The following is a 13,515-nucleotide window of genomic DNA, read 5'->3' on the forward strand; positions in this document are numbered from 1 at the left end:
CCGCCGAGGGCGTGGCGCCGTCCGCGGCCACGCCGTCGGCCCCGGCCACCCCGGCGCCGTCCGCCTCCGGTGCCCCCGCGCCCGCCAAGAGCGGCGCGCCCGCCGACGCCCGGCTGACCCTGGCCAAGCCCGGCACCCCGGTCACCGGCCCCGCCGCGAACGGCGACACCGCCCCCGGCACCGGGGCCGTCGCCACCGGCGCCCTGGCGCCCGGTTTCACCGTCTCCCAGACCACCACCGTCACCGAGCAGCGCGGGCTGGGCCTGTCCGGCATCACCTGCACCCCGGCCGGCACCAGCTTCTGGTTCGCCGGGGCCAGCACGTCCGCCGACCGCACCGACTACGTCAGCCTGGTCAACACCGAGGCCACCGCCGCCGTCGTCGACATCAAGCTGTACGGCGACAAGGGCCTGATCGAGAACGACGCCGCCAACGGCATCTCGGTCGCCCCCGGCAGCTCCCAGTCCGTCCTGCTGCCGACCATCAGCAAGGGCCAGGTCACCGACCTCGCCGTGCACGTGGTCGTCCGCACCGGCCGGGTCGGCGCCGCCCTGCACGCGGCCGACGGCAGCAAGGGCGCCGACTGGGTACCCGCCTCGGCCGACCCGGCACCCACCCAGGTGATGCCCGGCCTGCCCGCCGACACCGCCGGCGCCCGCCTGGTGGTCTGGGCGCCGCCGGAGGACGACGCCGACCTGAAGATCCAGCTCTCCGGCAAGAACGGCTGGTTCACCCCGGCCGGGAACGAGTCCATCCACGTCAAGGCCGGCATGGTGGCCGCCGTCGACCTCGGCAAGGTCACCCGCGACGAGGTGGCCGGCCTGCGGCTGTCGCCCAGCGACGACAAGCACCCCACCCCGGTGGTGGCCGGCCTGCGGGTCGACCGGGCCGGCCAGAACGGCAAGTCCGACGCCGCCTGGCTGGCCGGCACCGTCCCGGCCGGCGCCCGCGCCACGGTGGCCGACAACCGCGGCGGCGGCGCGACCACGCTGTTCCTCACCTCCACCGGCGACGCCGCCACCGTCAAGGTCACCGCCTCGGCCGGCTCCGGCGGCGGGACCCCGGTCAGCAAGGACGTCCAGCTGCCGGCCGGCGGCACGGTCGCCCTTCCGGCACCCGAGCCCGGCGGCCTGAACGGCAGCTTCGCGCTCACCGTGGAGACCGTCTCCGGCGGCCCGGTCGCGGCCGCCCGGATGCTCGCCCTCCCCGCCAAGGACGTCCCGATGTTCACCGTCCAGGCGCTGCGCGACGACCGCAGCAGCGTCAAGGTGCCGCAGGCCGCCCAGAACCCGGGCGTCGTGCTGCGCTGACCCGCCGACGACGAGGGGCGGTACCCGGCCGGGTACCGCCCCTTCTCGTCGTCCTCGCGTGCCGTCGGCCGGCCGGGGGTCCCGGCGTCAGTCCTCGTCGTACCGCGGGTCGATGGCGTCCGGCGACAGCCCCAGCAGCTCCGCCACCTGCTCGATCAGGATCTCGTGCACCAGCGCCGCACGGTCCTCGCGCGACTTCGCCCGGATCTCCACCGGCCGCCGGTACACCACGATCTGGCTCTTCCGGCCCTGCCGCCCCGGCGACACCCGGCCCAGCGGCACCCCGCCGTCCGCGTCCGGGCCGTCCGCCTCCTGCAGCGGCACCTCCTGGACGGCGAACTCCACCTCGATCAACTGCGGCCAACGCCGTTCGAGCCGCTCCACCGACTCGCGCACGTAGTCGTCGAACAGTTCGGAGCGGGTGAGCGAGATCGGCACCTGGGGCGGCGCCAGCGGGCCGCGCAGCCCCCTGCCGTGCCGGTCGCGGTGCCGGGGACGGCGCGAGGGTCCCGTCGATGACTGCGGTGCAGAGCTGTCCATATCACTGCCGAGGGTAGTCCTTGGACGGTCGGAAGTGGACCACTCCGGCCGCGAAACGCCCGGGGCGGCGGGCGCACACGAGCGGGCGGCGGGGGGCGTACGAGGCGCGCGGACCGCGACACGGCACACCCTCCGGGCAGGCGGTCTTCGCTCCCCGGCGGGGAGTGCTGTACCGTCCACCCTCGTGAGCTCTGTACGTCGTTGTTCGCGGACCGCGTGCGGCCGACCGGCCGTCGCGACGCTGACGTACGTCTACGCGGACTCCACCGCCGTCCTCGGCCCGCTCGCGACCTACGCCGAGCCGCACTGCTACGACCTGTGCGCCGAGCACGCCGAGCGCCTCACCGCCCCGCGCGGCTGGGAGGTGGTCCGGCTCGCCGCCGAGGCCGGGCCGCTGCGCCGCAGCAGCGACGACCTCGAAGCGCTCGCCAACGCCGTCCGCGAGGCCGCCCGCCCGCAGACCCCCCGTCAGGGCCGCGGCCCCGAGGGCGAGTCCACCGAGGCCGGCCGCCGCGGACACCTGCGCGTGCTGCGCTCGCCCGACAACTGACCCGGCGCCCGCCCCACCGGAATCCGGGCCCCCGCCGTCTCCCGGTACGCTGCCCCCCTGTCCGGGTACCGACAGGTGCCGTCCTCGGACGTATCGTGACCATGGGCGACCAGCCCGCCGATCAGACAGAGAACCAGGGTGGAGCCGCAGTGCGCGACCTCAAGCAGCTCGTGAAGGCGTACGACGTACGAGGCGTGGTCCCGGACCAGTGGGACGAGGACCTCGCGCGGGCCTTCGGCGCCGCGTTCGTGCAGGTCACCGGAGCGACCGCGATCGTGGTCGGCCACGACATGCGGCCGTCCTCCCCGTCGCTCAGCCGGGCCTTCGCCGAGGGCGCCGCGGCCTACGGCTCCGACGTGGTCGAGATCGGCCTCTGCTCGACCGACCAGCTGTACTACGCGAGCGGCAAGCTCGACCTGCCCGGCGCGATGTTCACCGCCAGCCACAACCCGGCCAAGTACAACGGCATCAAGCTCTGCCGGGCCGGCGCCGCCCCGGTCGGCCAGGACACCGGCCTCGCCGAGATCCGCGAGCTGGTCGAGTCCTGGACCGCCGAGGACGACACCGTCACCGTCCCCGCCCGCGACGTGAAGCCCGGCGCCCTCTCCGCCCAGGAGACGCTGCGCGGCTACGCCGACCACCTGCTCGGCCTGGTCGACCTCACCGCGATCCGCCCGCTCAAGGTCGCCGTCGACGCCGGCAACGGCATGGGCGGCCACACCGTGCCGACCGTCTTCGACGGCCTGCCGATCGAGCTCGTCCCGATGTACTTCGAGCTGGACGGCACCTTCCCCAACCACGAGGCCAACCCGCTCGACCCGAAGAACCTGGTCGACCTGCAGGCCAAGGTCCGCGAGACCGGCGCCGACCTCGGCCTGGCCTTCGACGGCGACGCCGACCGCTGCTTCGTCGTCGACGAGCGCGGCGAGCCGGTCTCCCCGTCCGCCATCACCGCCCTGGTCGCCGCCCGCGAGATCGCCCGGGCCCAGGCCGCCGGCGAGGCCGAGCCGACCATCATCCACAACCTGATCACCTCCTGGACCGTCCCCGAGGTGGTCCGCGAGCTCGGCGGCAAGCCGGTCCGCACCCGGGTCGGCCACTCCTTCATCAAGCAGGAGATGGCCGAGACCGACGCGGTCTTCGGCGGCGAGCACTCCGCGCACTACTACTTCCGCGACTTCTGGCGCGCCGACACCGGCATGCTCGCCGCGCTGCACGTGCTGGCCGCCCTCGGCGGGCAGGAGGGCACCCTCTCCGCCCTCACCGCCGAGTACGACCGCTACGCCGCCTCCGGCGAGATCAACAGCACCGTCGCCGACCAGGCCGACCGCTCCGCCGCCGTCCGCGCCGCCTACGCCCAGGAGGGCACCACCGTCGACGAGCTGGACGGCCTCACCGTGGCCGGCCCGGACTGGTGGTTCAACCTGCGCGCCTCCAACACCGAGCCGCTGCTGCGCCTCAACGTCGAGGCCAAGGACCCGGCCCGGATGGCCGAACTGCGCGACGGCGTCCTCGCCATCGTGCGCGCCTGAACCGGCTGCGCCTGACGCACGCCCGTGGTGCCCCGGCCGGTAGGGTTTCCTCTCGGCCGGGGCACCGCCGCGTCACCCTGAGACCCCTGCCACCCGAACCTGGGAGCCCGAACACCATGAAGCTCGAATCCTTCCTGCTGGAGATCCTGGTCTGCCCGCAGTGCCGGGCCGCGCTCACCGAGGGCGGCAGCGAGGACCACCCCGAGCTGGTCTGCACCGGCGAGAACTGCGGCCTCGCCTACCCCGTCCGGGACGGCATTCCGGTGCTGCTGGTGGACGAGGCCCGCCGCCCGGCGTGATCCTTGGGGGCGGACACCGCGCCCGCGGACGCCCCCCCGACCCGCAGCCCTCAGCGCCCAGCCAGCAGCCGGAGGCCCGCCGCATGCTCGACGACACCCTGCTCGACGACCCGGCCGCCCTCCAGCGCGCCGACCACGACCGCGCCCTGCTCGCCCTGGCGGGCGCCGGCGCCCGGGTCCGCACCGCCCTGCGGCTCGCCGACGCGGCCGGGATCGACCGGCTGCGCCCCGACGGCCGCCCCCGCGCGGTGCTGGTCGCCGGCCACGGCAGCGCCCTGACGGCGGGCGAGGTCCTCGCAGCCCTGGCCGGCACCTCCGTCCTGGTCACCCCCCTGCCGCCGGCCGACGCCGCCGCCGTCCCGCGCACCGACCGGACCGCCGCCGCACCCGCCTTCACCGCCGGGCTCGCCTGGCAGCTCCCCGGCTGGGCCGGGCCGCTCGACCTGCTGGTGATCAGCTCCGCCGACGGCGGCGAGCAGGGCCTGGTCTCCCTTGCCGAGCAGGCGTACGCCCGCGGCTGCGCGATCGTGGTCACCGCCCCGGCCGGCAGCCCGCTGGCCGAGGCCGCCCTCCAGGTGCGCGCGCTGCCGCTGCCGTACGTGCCGGCCAACCTGCCCGACGACGGCACGCCGCCGGCCGGGTCCGCCGCCGAGCCCGACCTGCCGGCCGAGGACCCGGCCGCGCTCTGGGCCCACCTCACGCCGCTGCTCGCCCTCGCCCAGAAGCTCGGCGTCACCCAGCTGCCGTACGACGCACCGGCCGCCACCGCCGACCTGCTGGACGAGACCGCCGTCCGCTGCCGGCCGGACGCCGCCGCGTACACCAATCCGGCGAAGGGCCTCGCCGCCCGGCTGGCCGGCACCGTCCCGCTGCTGTGGGCCGAGGGCCCGGTGGCCGAGGCCGCCGCCGTCCGGTTCGCCGCCCAGCTCGCCGACCGGGCCGGCCGCCCGGCGCTGGCCGGCCGGCTGCCGCAGGTGCTCACCGCGCACCGGGGCATGTTCACCGGGCAGCTCGGTGCGGGCGCCGACCCCGACGACTTCTTCCGCGACCGGGTCGAGGAGCCGGACCCGCTGTACCTCCAGGTGCTGTTGCTGCGGCACACCCCGGCGGCGCCCGGCAGCCCCGTGCCCGCCGAGGAGGACGCGGGCCCGGCCGAGGTGCCGGCCGACGACGAGGGCCCGCGCAGCTTCGGCGCCACCCGGGCCCACCGGCTGGCCGCCGCCCACGACGTCCGGCTCACCGAGTACGCCAGCGCCCGGACCGACCCGCTGCACGCGCTGGCCGACCTGATCGCGCTCACCGACTTCGCCGCCGTCTACCTGGGGCTCGCAGCCGCACGGTCCTGATCACGGCCGCGGCGGCCCGGTACCGTATGCGCTCGACAAGGACTGAGCGCGGGCTCGTAGGGCCCCCGGCGGAGGGACCCTCCCAAGCATGAGCACCGAAGGCGGTACCAAGGCCCTGGTCGCGGCCCTGTCCGCGAACCTGGGCATCGCGGCCGGCAAGTTCGTGGCCTTCGCGTTCTCCGGCTCGTCCTCGATGCTGGCCGAGGGCGTCCACTCGCTGGCCGACTCCGGCAACCAGGTGCTGCTGCTGGTCGGCGGCAAGCGCTCCGAGCGGAAGGCCACCCCCGAACACCCCTTCGGGTACGGCCGCGAGCGCTACATCTACGCCTTCCTGGTCTCGATCGTGCTGTTCAGCGTCGGTGGCATGTTCGCCGTCTACGAGGGCTACGAGAAGATCGCCCACCCGCACGAGCTGGAGAACTGGTACTGGCCGGTCGGCGTACTGCTGTTCGCCGTCGCCCTGGAGGCCTGGTCCTTCTTCACGGCCTTCCGCGAGGCCGCCAAGGACAAGGGCGGGCACGGCTGGCCCGCGTACATCCGCCGGGCCAAGGCGCCGGAGCTGCCGGTCGTCCTGCTGGAGGACACCGGCGCGCTGATCGGCCTGGTGCTGGCGCTGTTCGGCGTCGGCCTGACCGCGATCACCGGGGACGGCGTCTGGGACGGCATCGGCACCCTGGCGATCGGCCTGCTGCTGATCGTCATCGCGGTCGTGCTGGTGCTGGAGACCAGGTCGCTGCTGATCGGCGAGTCCGCCCACCCCGAGGTGGTGGCCGGGATCCGGGACGCGCTGGTGGACCACGACACCGTCACCCGCGTCATCCACATGCGGACCCTGCACCTCGGCCCGGAGGAGCTGCTGGTCGCCGCCAAGATCGCGGTCAACGCGGAGGACACCGCCGCGCAGATCGCCGAGGCGATCGACGCCGCCGAGGTGCGGGTGCGCCGGGCCGTCCCGATCGCCCGCGTCATCTACCTGGAGCCGGACATCTACAGCGCCGAGAAGGAGGCCGCGGGCGACGACCCGTACGCCACCCCCGGCGGGCCGGTGCCGGGCGCGCACTGAGCCCGCCGCCCGAAGGGCCCGGCGCGCGGGCCCGGCGTACGTACGGCGGGCCCGACCGGCCGAGGCCGAAATCGGTCATAGCGAGCCGGGCCCCGGGGCCGCCGGTGTAGATTCGTCACCAGAGCCAGAACGTCGCTGCTGATGGCGGTCGATCGGCGGCCGTGCCCGCGAGGGCACACGCCGGTCGAGGGAGAGAGGTCCTCCGACGGTTTGTGCTGAGCAGCAGGGAGCCGGCCCACCCCGTGGACCCGGACCGACCCGGCGTTGCCGCGCACCCGTGTGCCGCGCCGTGCTGCGACGCACCCCAGGACCTTGGCCACGCCCCACCCCATCAGCGAGGAGCAGACGCATGTCGACCGACATCACCGGTGACTTCAAGGTCGCCGACCTTTCCCTGGCGCCGTTCGGCCGCAAGGAGATCCAGCTGGCCGAGCACGAGATGCCCGGCCTGATGGCGATCCGCGCCGAGTACACCGCCTCCCAGCCGCTGGCCGGCGCCCGCATCACCGGCTCGCTGCACATGACCGTGCAGACCGCCGTCCTGATCGAGACCCTGACGGCCCTCGGTGCCGAGGTCCGCTGGTGCTCCTGCAACATCTTCTCCACCCAGGACCACGCCGCCGCCGCCATCGCGGTCGGCCCGGAGGGCACCCCGGAGAACCCGCAGGGCGTGCCGGTCTTCGCCTGGAAGGGCGAGACCCTGGAGGAGTACTGGTGGTGCACCGAGCAGGCGCTCACCTGGCCGAACGGCCAGACCCCGAACATGATCCTGGACGACGGCGGTGACGCCACCCTGCTGATCCACAAGGGCGTCGAGTTCGAGAAGGCCGGTGCCGCGCCGGACCCGTCCACCGCGGACAACGACGAGTTCCGGATCATCCTGGAGCTGCTCAACCGCACCCTGACCGAGACCCCGAACAAGTGGACCGAGGTCGCCGCCACCATCAAGGGCGTGACCGAGGAGACCACCACCGGTGTCCACCGCCTGTACGAGATGCACCGCGACGGCAAGCTGCTGTTCCCGGCGATCAACGTCAACGACTCGGTCACCAAGTCGAAGTTCGACAACAAGTACGGCTGCCGCCACTCGCTGATCGACGGCATCAACCGCGCCACCGACGTCCTGATCGGCGGCAAGGTCGCGGTCGTCTTCGGCTACGGCGACGTCGGCAAGGGCTGCGCCGAGTCGCTGCGCGGCCAGGGCGCCCGCGTCATCGTCACCGAGATCGACCCGATCTGCGCGCTCCAGGCGGCGATGGACGGCTACCAGGTCGCCACCCTGGAGGACGTCGTCGAGACGGCCGACATCTTCATCACCACCACCGGCAACAAGGACATCATCCTGGCCTCCCACATGGCGCGGATGAAGCACCAGGCGATCGTCGGCAACATCGGTCACTTCGACAACGAGATCGACATGGCCGGCCTGGCCCAGCTGCCGGGTGTCGTCAAGACCGAGGTCAAGCCGCAGGTCCACGAGTGGCGCAAGGCCGACGGCCGCACCATCATCGTCCTCTCCGAGGGCCGCCTGCTGAACCTGGGCAACGCGACCGGCCACCCGTCGTTCGTGATGTCCAACTCCTTCGCGAACCAGACGATCGCGCAGATCGAGCTGTTCACGAAGACCGAGCAGTACCCGATCGGCGTCTACGTGCTCCCCAAGCACCTGGACGAGAAGGTCGCCCGTCTGCACCTGGACGCGCTGGGCGTGAAGCTGACCACGCTGACCCAGGACCAGGCCGACTACATCGGCGTCCCGGTCGAGGGCCCGTACAAGGCGGAGCAGTACCGCTACTGATCCGCTCCGCGGACGTTGATGCCGGTGGCCGGCACCCCCGTGGCGGGGGTGCCGGCCACCGGCGCGTCAGTGCATGACGTCGGTCGTCCAGGTGCTCGCGTCGACGCCGAGGGCCTCGGTGTGGGCGAGCATCCATGACAGCCCGCCGAGCTGCGCCAGCGAGGGCGGCAGGTCGGCCCCGGCCCCGGCACACACCTGCACCCCGTTGTCGGAGGAGCACAGTGCCGGGTTCGGGCCGGTGATCGGTGACCCGTCCTTCCCGGTCGGCGACGTCGGCGACCCCGGTGCGGCCGGCTTCACGGTGAGCCAGACGGTCTTGCCCTCCGCCTCGAGCATCAGCCACACGCTCCAGGAACTCTTGCCGTCCGGGTCCGGGCGCGTCAGCTTGACGTTGGTGGCCTTGAACGCGTCGGGCAGTCCGGTGAAGCGCACCGGCAGCGGGACGTCCCACGCGCCGTACCGGACCCCAGCGGCCACCTTGTGCAGGACCTCCCGCGCGATGTCCGCCGGCCGGCCGTCGGAGCCCGAGAGCTCCGCCCAGCGGCCCGAGGGCGTCAGCCACCGCAGGGTGGGCGTGTCGTACGGCGGCGCATCGGAGACCACCCAGTAGGCGGTCCGTCCGTCGACCGGCTCGGCCTCCTCCGTGCGGACCTTGCTGCCGGGCGACCCGGTCATCGGGGGCTGGGACCCGGCCGGGTACTGCGAGAGCTTCAGGCGCGGGGCGTTCTCGCCCTGGCCGCTCGCCTGCAACTCGACGCTACTGAACCCGGTCTGGTAGCCGGTGCCCTTTTCACCGCCGGCCCAGTCCGGCAGCCAGCCGAACCGCAGCTCGGGGGTCAGCGGGTCGGTCCCGGCCCGCTGCGGTGCGGCGGTCGGGGACGGCGTGACCGCCGGGGAAGGAGTGGTGACCACCGCGGGCGCGGCCGGCAGCACGGGTGCGGCGGTGCCGCCGCCCGGGAGCAGGAGGGTGCCGGCCGTGACCACCCCGGCCGTCGCGGCCGCGACGGTGCCGATCACGGTCAGCTTGCGACGCCGCAGCCGGGCTGTGCCCTCGGCCACGGAGCGGCCGGCGTCGAAGCCGGGAGGCGGAGCCGGTTCGTCGGCCAGGGCCGTCAGACGGGTGACCAGGTCGTCGGGATCGGTGATGGTCATGACACCCTCTCGGCGACGGCGGGACGGGTGGTGAGTCTGCTGCGGAGGGTCTCCAACGCACGGGAGCTCTGGCTCTTGACGTTGCCGGAGGAGCAGCCCAGTGCCTCGGCCGCCTGGTCGACCGTCAAGTCGCAGTAGTAGCGCAGCACGACGGTGGCCCGTTGGCGGGGCGGCAGTGCAGCCAGGGCCCGGCGCAGATCGAGCGAGACGTCCAGATCGACGCTCGCGGCGGCGGTGTCCGGCTCGGCGGCGGTGCGGACGGTGCGACGCCACCAGGACGAACGCTGCTCGCCCAGGAACGTGTTGACCAGCACCCGGCGCGCGTAGCCGTCCAGATTCTCGATCCGCCTGGCCCTGGCCCAGTTCATGTACAGCTTGGTGATGGTCTCCTGGACCAGGTCGTCGGCCCGGTGCCAGTCCCCGCACAGCAGGTAGGCGACTTTCCGCAGCCAGCCGCTCCTGGAAGCCGCGTACTCCGTGAACTCCGCGTCGCGTGTCTGCTTCGCCATCCGCACCTCCTCTCATCGTGGCGTCGGCGCGCTGCCGCGCCGTCCACCTCCCTAATGCGAGCGACCGGCCCGAACGTTGCACGCCGCGGCGGAGATCGCCCGCGTAGGCTTTCGGGCATGCCCAACGGCCGGTACTCGCTCCACGACACCCATGACCACGTGCTGCTCGGGGAGGAGCGCTTCAGCTGCGCGCCCGGCCCGGCCGGCTGGCGGTACGTCTCCAAGACCTACGCGCCGGACGGCCACGTCCTCGGTACGACCGACCTGACGCTGGACTCGCGTGCTCGGCCGCTGCGGATGGAACTGCGCGCGGGTGGGTGGCAGGTCCGGGGCGGTGCCGTCGACGGGGTGGCGTGGGTGCGCACCGACGCCGCCGACCCGGGCGGGGAGCACGCGGTGGAGGGGCACGACCGGGCGCACGGGTTCGCCGGGCGGTCGCCGGGGTTCCTGGTCGCCACCGCGCGGCTGCTGCGGCTGCGGGAGGGGGCGAGCGCGAAGGTGCGGCTGGTGGCGTTCACCGAGCCGGTGCTGGCGCCGCGCACCTTCGACCAGGGGTGGTTGCTGGAGGGGGTGGACACCCACGAGACGGACTCCGGCCCGCTGCTGGTCGAGCGGTACCAGGTGGCGGACCTGGAGACGGGCGAGCAGCAGGTGGTGCACCTGGCGGGTGACGTGGTGCTGGCCGCGGCGGGGGTGGAGCTGGAGGAGCTGGAGTCGCCGCCGAACGCGTGGCCGGCGGATTTCGGGGGGTAGCCGGCTCAGGGGCTGTCCGGCGGGCGCAGGCCTTCGGGAGGTCCGGCGTCAGGCGGGCGGGGCGAAACCGGTGCCGGGGGCCGGCTGCGGTGCGGGGGCCGGTGCCGGTGCGGGAGCCGCTGCCGTCGGTGCGGCGGGGGCCGGTGCGGCGGGGGCCGGCGGGGCCGCCTGGAACGTCGGGGCCGCTTGGAACGTCGGGGCCGCTTGGAACGGGGCCGCGGGGGCCGTCGGGTGGGCCTGGAGCTGCTGCTGCTGGAACGCGTGGGTCTGGGCCCGCGTCCACTCGCGCCGCTGGCGCTCGGTCAGCACCGCCCCGAGGTACGCCGCCGGGTGCAGCCCGTACGGGACGGGGTGGCCGGTGCGGGCCGCCAGGTCGTCCGCGAGCCGGGCGGACATCTGGTGCGCGACGGCTTGGTCCAGCTGGCCGATCCGCCCGAGCAGCTGCCGGATCGCCAGCCACAGCGGCTCCGGCACCGCGGAGAGGTCCAGCGCGACCAGCTCGCCGCCGATCGCCTGCAGCAGCTGCGGGTGCACCGGCGGCAGCGCGTTGGCGGCGCTGCCGCCGCCCGGCACGCGCTCGCGGACCACCAGGGTCCCCGCGAAGACGTCCCCCAGCCGCTTGCCGTCCGAGGACACCGCCGAGCAGATCGCCGCCGGCACACCGCTCAGCACGATGAGTTCGAAGAAGCCGACCAGCCCGCGCACCAGCGCGTGCCGGAACCGGACCGGGCCGCCGTCCGTGCGGACCACCCGCAGACCGAGGGCGGCCTTGCCGAGCGAGCGGCCGCGGGTGAAGGTCTCGACCATGACGGGCACGGCCACCAGGAAGAAGACCGTCAGCCCGATCATGAGGGCGGCGAGGCCGGCGGGGTCGAGGTCGACCAGGGCGACACTCAGCATCAGCGAGACCACCACGAGCGCGGCGGTCTCCACGGCCAGGTCCAGCGCGATCGCCAGTGCCCGGCTCGGAAGCTTCGCCGTGCGCAGGCCGAGGACGACCGCCTCACCCGTCACCAGGTCGCTCAAGACACCCGTCCGTTTCCGTCGGTGGTTGTGGTTCGCGCTTCGCGCGGGCGGGAGCGTCCGTCGGATCGGCCCCCACGATCCCGTGATCTGCAATCGTCAACATACGGTGCCGCGCCGTCACTCGGGAAGGGAGGTCCCGACCGCCCGGATGCTTCGTCCCCCTGGCATGCTGGGCCCACTTGTCCGCACCCGTCTGCCCGCGCGCCCCGCGCCGACCATGGAGCTGCCGAATGGACCTGGACGTCTTCGTCGCCACCCACCAGGGGGAGTGGGCACGGCTGGACGCCCTCGCCCGGAACCGTCGGCTCAGCGGTGAGGAGGCGGACGAACTGGTCACCCTCTACCAGCGCGTCACCGGTCACCTCGCCAAGGTCCAGGCCGCCGCCCCCGACCCCACGTTGGAGGGCCGTCTCACCAGCCTGGTCTCCCGTGCGCGGGACGCGGTCACCGGCAGCCGGAGCAGCGGCTGGCGGGACGTCGGGCGCTACTACACCGTGAGCTTCCCGGCCGCGCTCTACCGCTCCCGCCGCTGGTGGCTGCCGGTCGCCGTGCTCTCGCTGCTCGGCACCGCCCTGATCGCCTGGTGGGTGGCGACCCACCCCGAGGTCCGGAACAGCCTCGCCACGCCGGAGACGCTCCGCGAGATGACCAGGCCCGGCGGCGACTACGAGGCGTACTACTCGGACCGCCCCGCGAGCTCGTTCGCGGCCCAGGTCTGGACGAACAACGCCTGGATCGCCGTGCAGTGCCTGCTCTACGGCATCGCCCTCGGCATCCCCGTGCTCTTCGTGCTGTGGACCAACATCCTCAACCTGGGCCTCGGCGTGGGCCTGATGGCCTCGGCCGGCCGGCTCGACGTCTTCCTCGGCCTGCTCATCCCGCACGGCCTGCTGGAGCTGACCGCCGTCTTCGTGGCCGGCGGCCTCGGCCTGCGCCTCGGTTGGACGATCATCGACCCCGGCCCGCGTACCCGCGGCACCGCCCTCGCGGAACAGGGCCGCGCCATCATCGGCATGGGCATCGGGCTCGCGACGGTCCTCGCCGTCTCCGGAGTGCTGGAAGCCTTCGTGACTCCGTCCGGCCTGCCCACCTGGGCCCGGATCTCGATCGGCGTGCTGGCCGAGGTCGCCTTCCTTCTCTATGCCCTGGTGCTGGGCAGGAAGGCGGCGGCCGACGGCGAGACCGGCGACCTGGACGCGGCCGACCGGGCGGACCTGCAGCCGGTCGCGGCCTGAGCCGATGTGATCAACAGGCCTCTGACCTGCTACTCTTCTTGCATCCCAGCCAAACCATTGACGTGGTAGGGGTGGGCTAGTAGGTTTGAACGGTTGAGACAGGTTGGACAACGACCGGTCCCAGGCGTTAGTGTCTACGACACCGCCGAATCGAGGGCGAGTGCGTTTCACGAAATGCGCACCCTCCGACGAGGTAAAACCCCGGAACTGAGCACACCGAAAGCTTTGATAAGCTTCGGAGCGAAGTGAAGGAAATCCCTCCAGCGGGAATTCAGAGAAACAAAGGCCGGTAAGAACGGCCGCGAGGATCTGATAAGCTGGAAACACGAAAGAACGAAGCGCCCGGAGGGCCCGCTGGAAGGCGGTCCGAAGGAAGTGTCCGTTCCTTGAGAACTCAACAGC

13 protein-coding genes are annotated in these 13,515 nt (G+C 73.5%); 9 read left to right on the forward strand and 4 right to left on the reverse strand.

All coding sequences use genetic code 11. The features are described 5' to 3' along the window. A partial coding sequence (locus ABZ885_RS24910) for a DUF5719 family protein (RefSeq protein ID WP_360192629.1) occupies positions 1-1,310 on the forward strand: 1,310 nt, incomplete at its 5' end. An 87-nt stretch (positions 1,311-1,397) separates the two neighbouring features. Here ABZ885_RS24910 and ABZ885_RS24915 read toward each other — a convergent pair. Beyond that, positions 1,398-1,850: a metallopeptidase family protein gene (locus ABZ885_RS24915; protein WP_360192632.1), complete on the reverse strand. Its 453-nt coding sequence runs from the start codon at positions 1,848-1,850 to the stop codon at positions 1,398-1,400. A gap of 184 nt (positions 1,851-2,034) precedes the next feature. Between ABZ885_RS24915 and ABZ885_RS24920 the strand changes: the two genes are divergently transcribed. The 6 genes from ABZ885_RS24920 to ahcY all read left to right on the forward strand — a co-directional run bounded on the left by ABZ885_RS24920 (position 2,035) and on the right by ahcY (position 8,438). Then, positions 2,035-2,400 (forward strand): DUF3499 domain-containing protein, encoded by a 366-nt coding sequence (locus tag ABZ885_RS24920; protein ID WP_360192635.1) that lies wholly within the window; start codon positions 2,035-2,037, stop codon positions 2,398-2,400. A gap of 101 nt (positions 2,401-2,501) precedes the next feature. Next, on the forward strand, positions 2,502-3,932 hold the full coding sequence (locus ABZ885_RS24925) for a phosphomannomutase/phosphoglucomutase (RefSeq protein ID WP_360192638.1): 1,431 nt from the start codon (positions 2,502-2,504) through the stop codon (positions 3,930-3,932). 116 nt (positions 3,933-4,048) lie between these two features. After that, positions 4,049-4,231, forward strand: coding sequence for a Trm112 family protein (locus tag ABZ885_RS24930; protein ID WP_360192641.1), 183 nt, complete (start codon positions 4,049-4,051; stop codon positions 4,229-4,231). 83 nt (positions 4,232-4,314) lie between these two features. Then, a complete protein-coding gene (locus ABZ885_RS24935) occupies positions 4,315-5,577 on the forward strand; it encodes an SIS domain-containing protein (protein ID WP_360192643.1) in 1,263 nt (420 codons plus the stop codon). Between the two features lie 88 nt (positions 5,578-5,665). Beyond that, on the forward strand, positions 5,666-6,640 hold the full coding sequence (locus tag ABZ885_RS24940) for a cation diffusion facilitator family transporter (protein WP_360192646.1): 975 nt from the start codon (positions 5,666-5,668) through the stop codon (positions 6,638-6,640). A 349-nt stretch (positions 6,641-6,989) separates the two neighbouring features. Then, positions 6,990-8,438 (forward strand): adenosylhomocysteinase, encoded by a 1,449-nt coding sequence (gene ahcY, locus ABZ885_RS24945; protein ID WP_360192648.1) that lies wholly within the window; start codon positions 6,990-6,992, stop codon positions 8,436-8,438. Between the two features lie 66 nt (positions 8,439-8,504). Here the strand turns inward: ahcY and ABZ885_RS24950 are convergent, their stop codons facing one another. Both ABZ885_RS24950 and ABZ885_RS24955 read right to left on the reverse strand, forming a co-directional pair. Continuing rightward, positions 8,505-9,590, reverse strand: a complete 1,086-nt coding sequence (locus ABZ885_RS24950) for a hypothetical protein (protein ID WP_360192651.1) — start codon at positions 9,588-9,590, stop codon at positions 8,505-8,507. Further along, on the reverse strand, positions 9,587-10,099 hold the full coding sequence (locus ABZ885_RS24955; protein ID WP_360192653.1) for a SigE family RNA polymerase sigma factor: 513 nt from the start codon (positions 10,097-10,099) through the stop codon (positions 9,587-9,589). The genes ABZ885_RS24950 and ABZ885_RS24955 overlap by 4 nt, the downstream gene beginning before the upstream one ends. 117 nt (positions 10,100-10,216) lie before the next feature. Here ABZ885_RS24955 and ABZ885_RS24960 point away from each other — a divergent pair, with 117 nt between their 5' ends. Further along, on the forward strand, positions 10,217-10,852 hold the full coding sequence (locus ABZ885_RS24960) for a hypothetical protein (protein WP_360192656.1): 636 nt from the start codon (positions 10,217-10,219) through the stop codon (positions 10,850-10,852). Between the two features lie 48 nt (positions 10,853-10,900). Here the strand turns inward: ABZ885_RS24960 and ABZ885_RS24965 are convergent, their stop codons facing one another. After that, positions 10,901-11,878 (reverse strand): RDD family protein, encoded by a 978-nt coding sequence (locus tag ABZ885_RS24965; RefSeq protein ID WP_360192659.1) that lies wholly within the window; start codon positions 11,876-11,878, stop codon positions 10,901-10,903. A gap of 230 nt (positions 11,879-12,108) precedes the next feature. Between ABZ885_RS24965 and ABZ885_RS24970 the strand changes: the two genes are divergently transcribed. Then, positions 12,109-13,113, forward strand: coding sequence for a stage II sporulation protein M (locus ABZ885_RS24970; RefSeq protein WP_360192662.1), 1,005 nt, complete (start codon positions 12,109-12,111; stop codon positions 13,111-13,113). Positions 13,114-13,515: the final 402 nt, after the last annotated feature.

Source organism: Kitasatospora sp. NPDC047058 (genome assembly GCF_040643935.1).
Classification (GTDB): domain Bacteria; phylum Actinomycetota; class Actinomycetes; order Streptomycetales; family Streptomycetaceae; genus Kitasatospora.

Excerpts from the sequence above, each read along its gene's own strand:
- ABZ885_RS24950 (WP_360192651.1), bottom strand. The coding sequence starts at position 9,590 with ATGACCATCACCGATCCCGACGACCTGGTCACCCGTCTGACGGCCCTG.
- ABZ885_RS24935 (WP_360192643.1), top strand. The coding sequence starts at position 4,315 with ATGCTCGACGACACCCTGCTCGACGACCCGGCCGCCCTCCAGCGCGCC.
- ABZ885_RS24930 (WP_360192641.1), top strand. The coding sequence starts at position 4,049 with ATGAAGCTCGAATCCTTCCTGCTGGAGATCCTGGTCTGCCCGCAGTGC.
- ahcY (WP_360192648.1), top strand. The coding sequence starts at position 6,990 with ATGTCGACCGACATCACCGGTGACTTCAAGGTCGCCGACCTTTCCCTG.
- ABZ885_RS24955 (WP_360192653.1), bottom strand. The coding sequence starts at position 10,099 with ATGGCGAAGCAGACACGCGACGCGGAGTTCACGGAGTACGCGGCTTCC.
- ABZ885_RS24970 (WP_360192662.1), top strand. The coding sequence starts at position 12,109 with ATGGACCTGGACGTCTTCGTCGCCACCCACCAGGGGGAGTGGGCACGG.
- ABZ885_RS24925 (WP_360192638.1), top strand. The coding sequence starts at position 2,502 with ATGGGCGACCAGCCCGCCGATCAGACAGAGAACCAGGGTGGAGCCGCA.
- ABZ885_RS24940 (WP_360192646.1), top strand. The coding sequence starts at position 5,666 with ATGAGCACCGAAGGCGGTACCAAGGCCCTGGTCGCGGCCCTGTCCGCG.
- ABZ885_RS24960 (WP_360192656.1), top strand. The coding sequence starts at position 10,217 with ATGCCCAACGGCCGGTACTCGCTCCACGACACCCATGACCACGTGCTG.
- ABZ885_RS24915 (WP_360192632.1), bottom strand. The coding sequence starts at position 1,850 with ATGGACAGCTCTGCACCGCAGTCATCGACGGGACCCTCGCGCCGTCCC.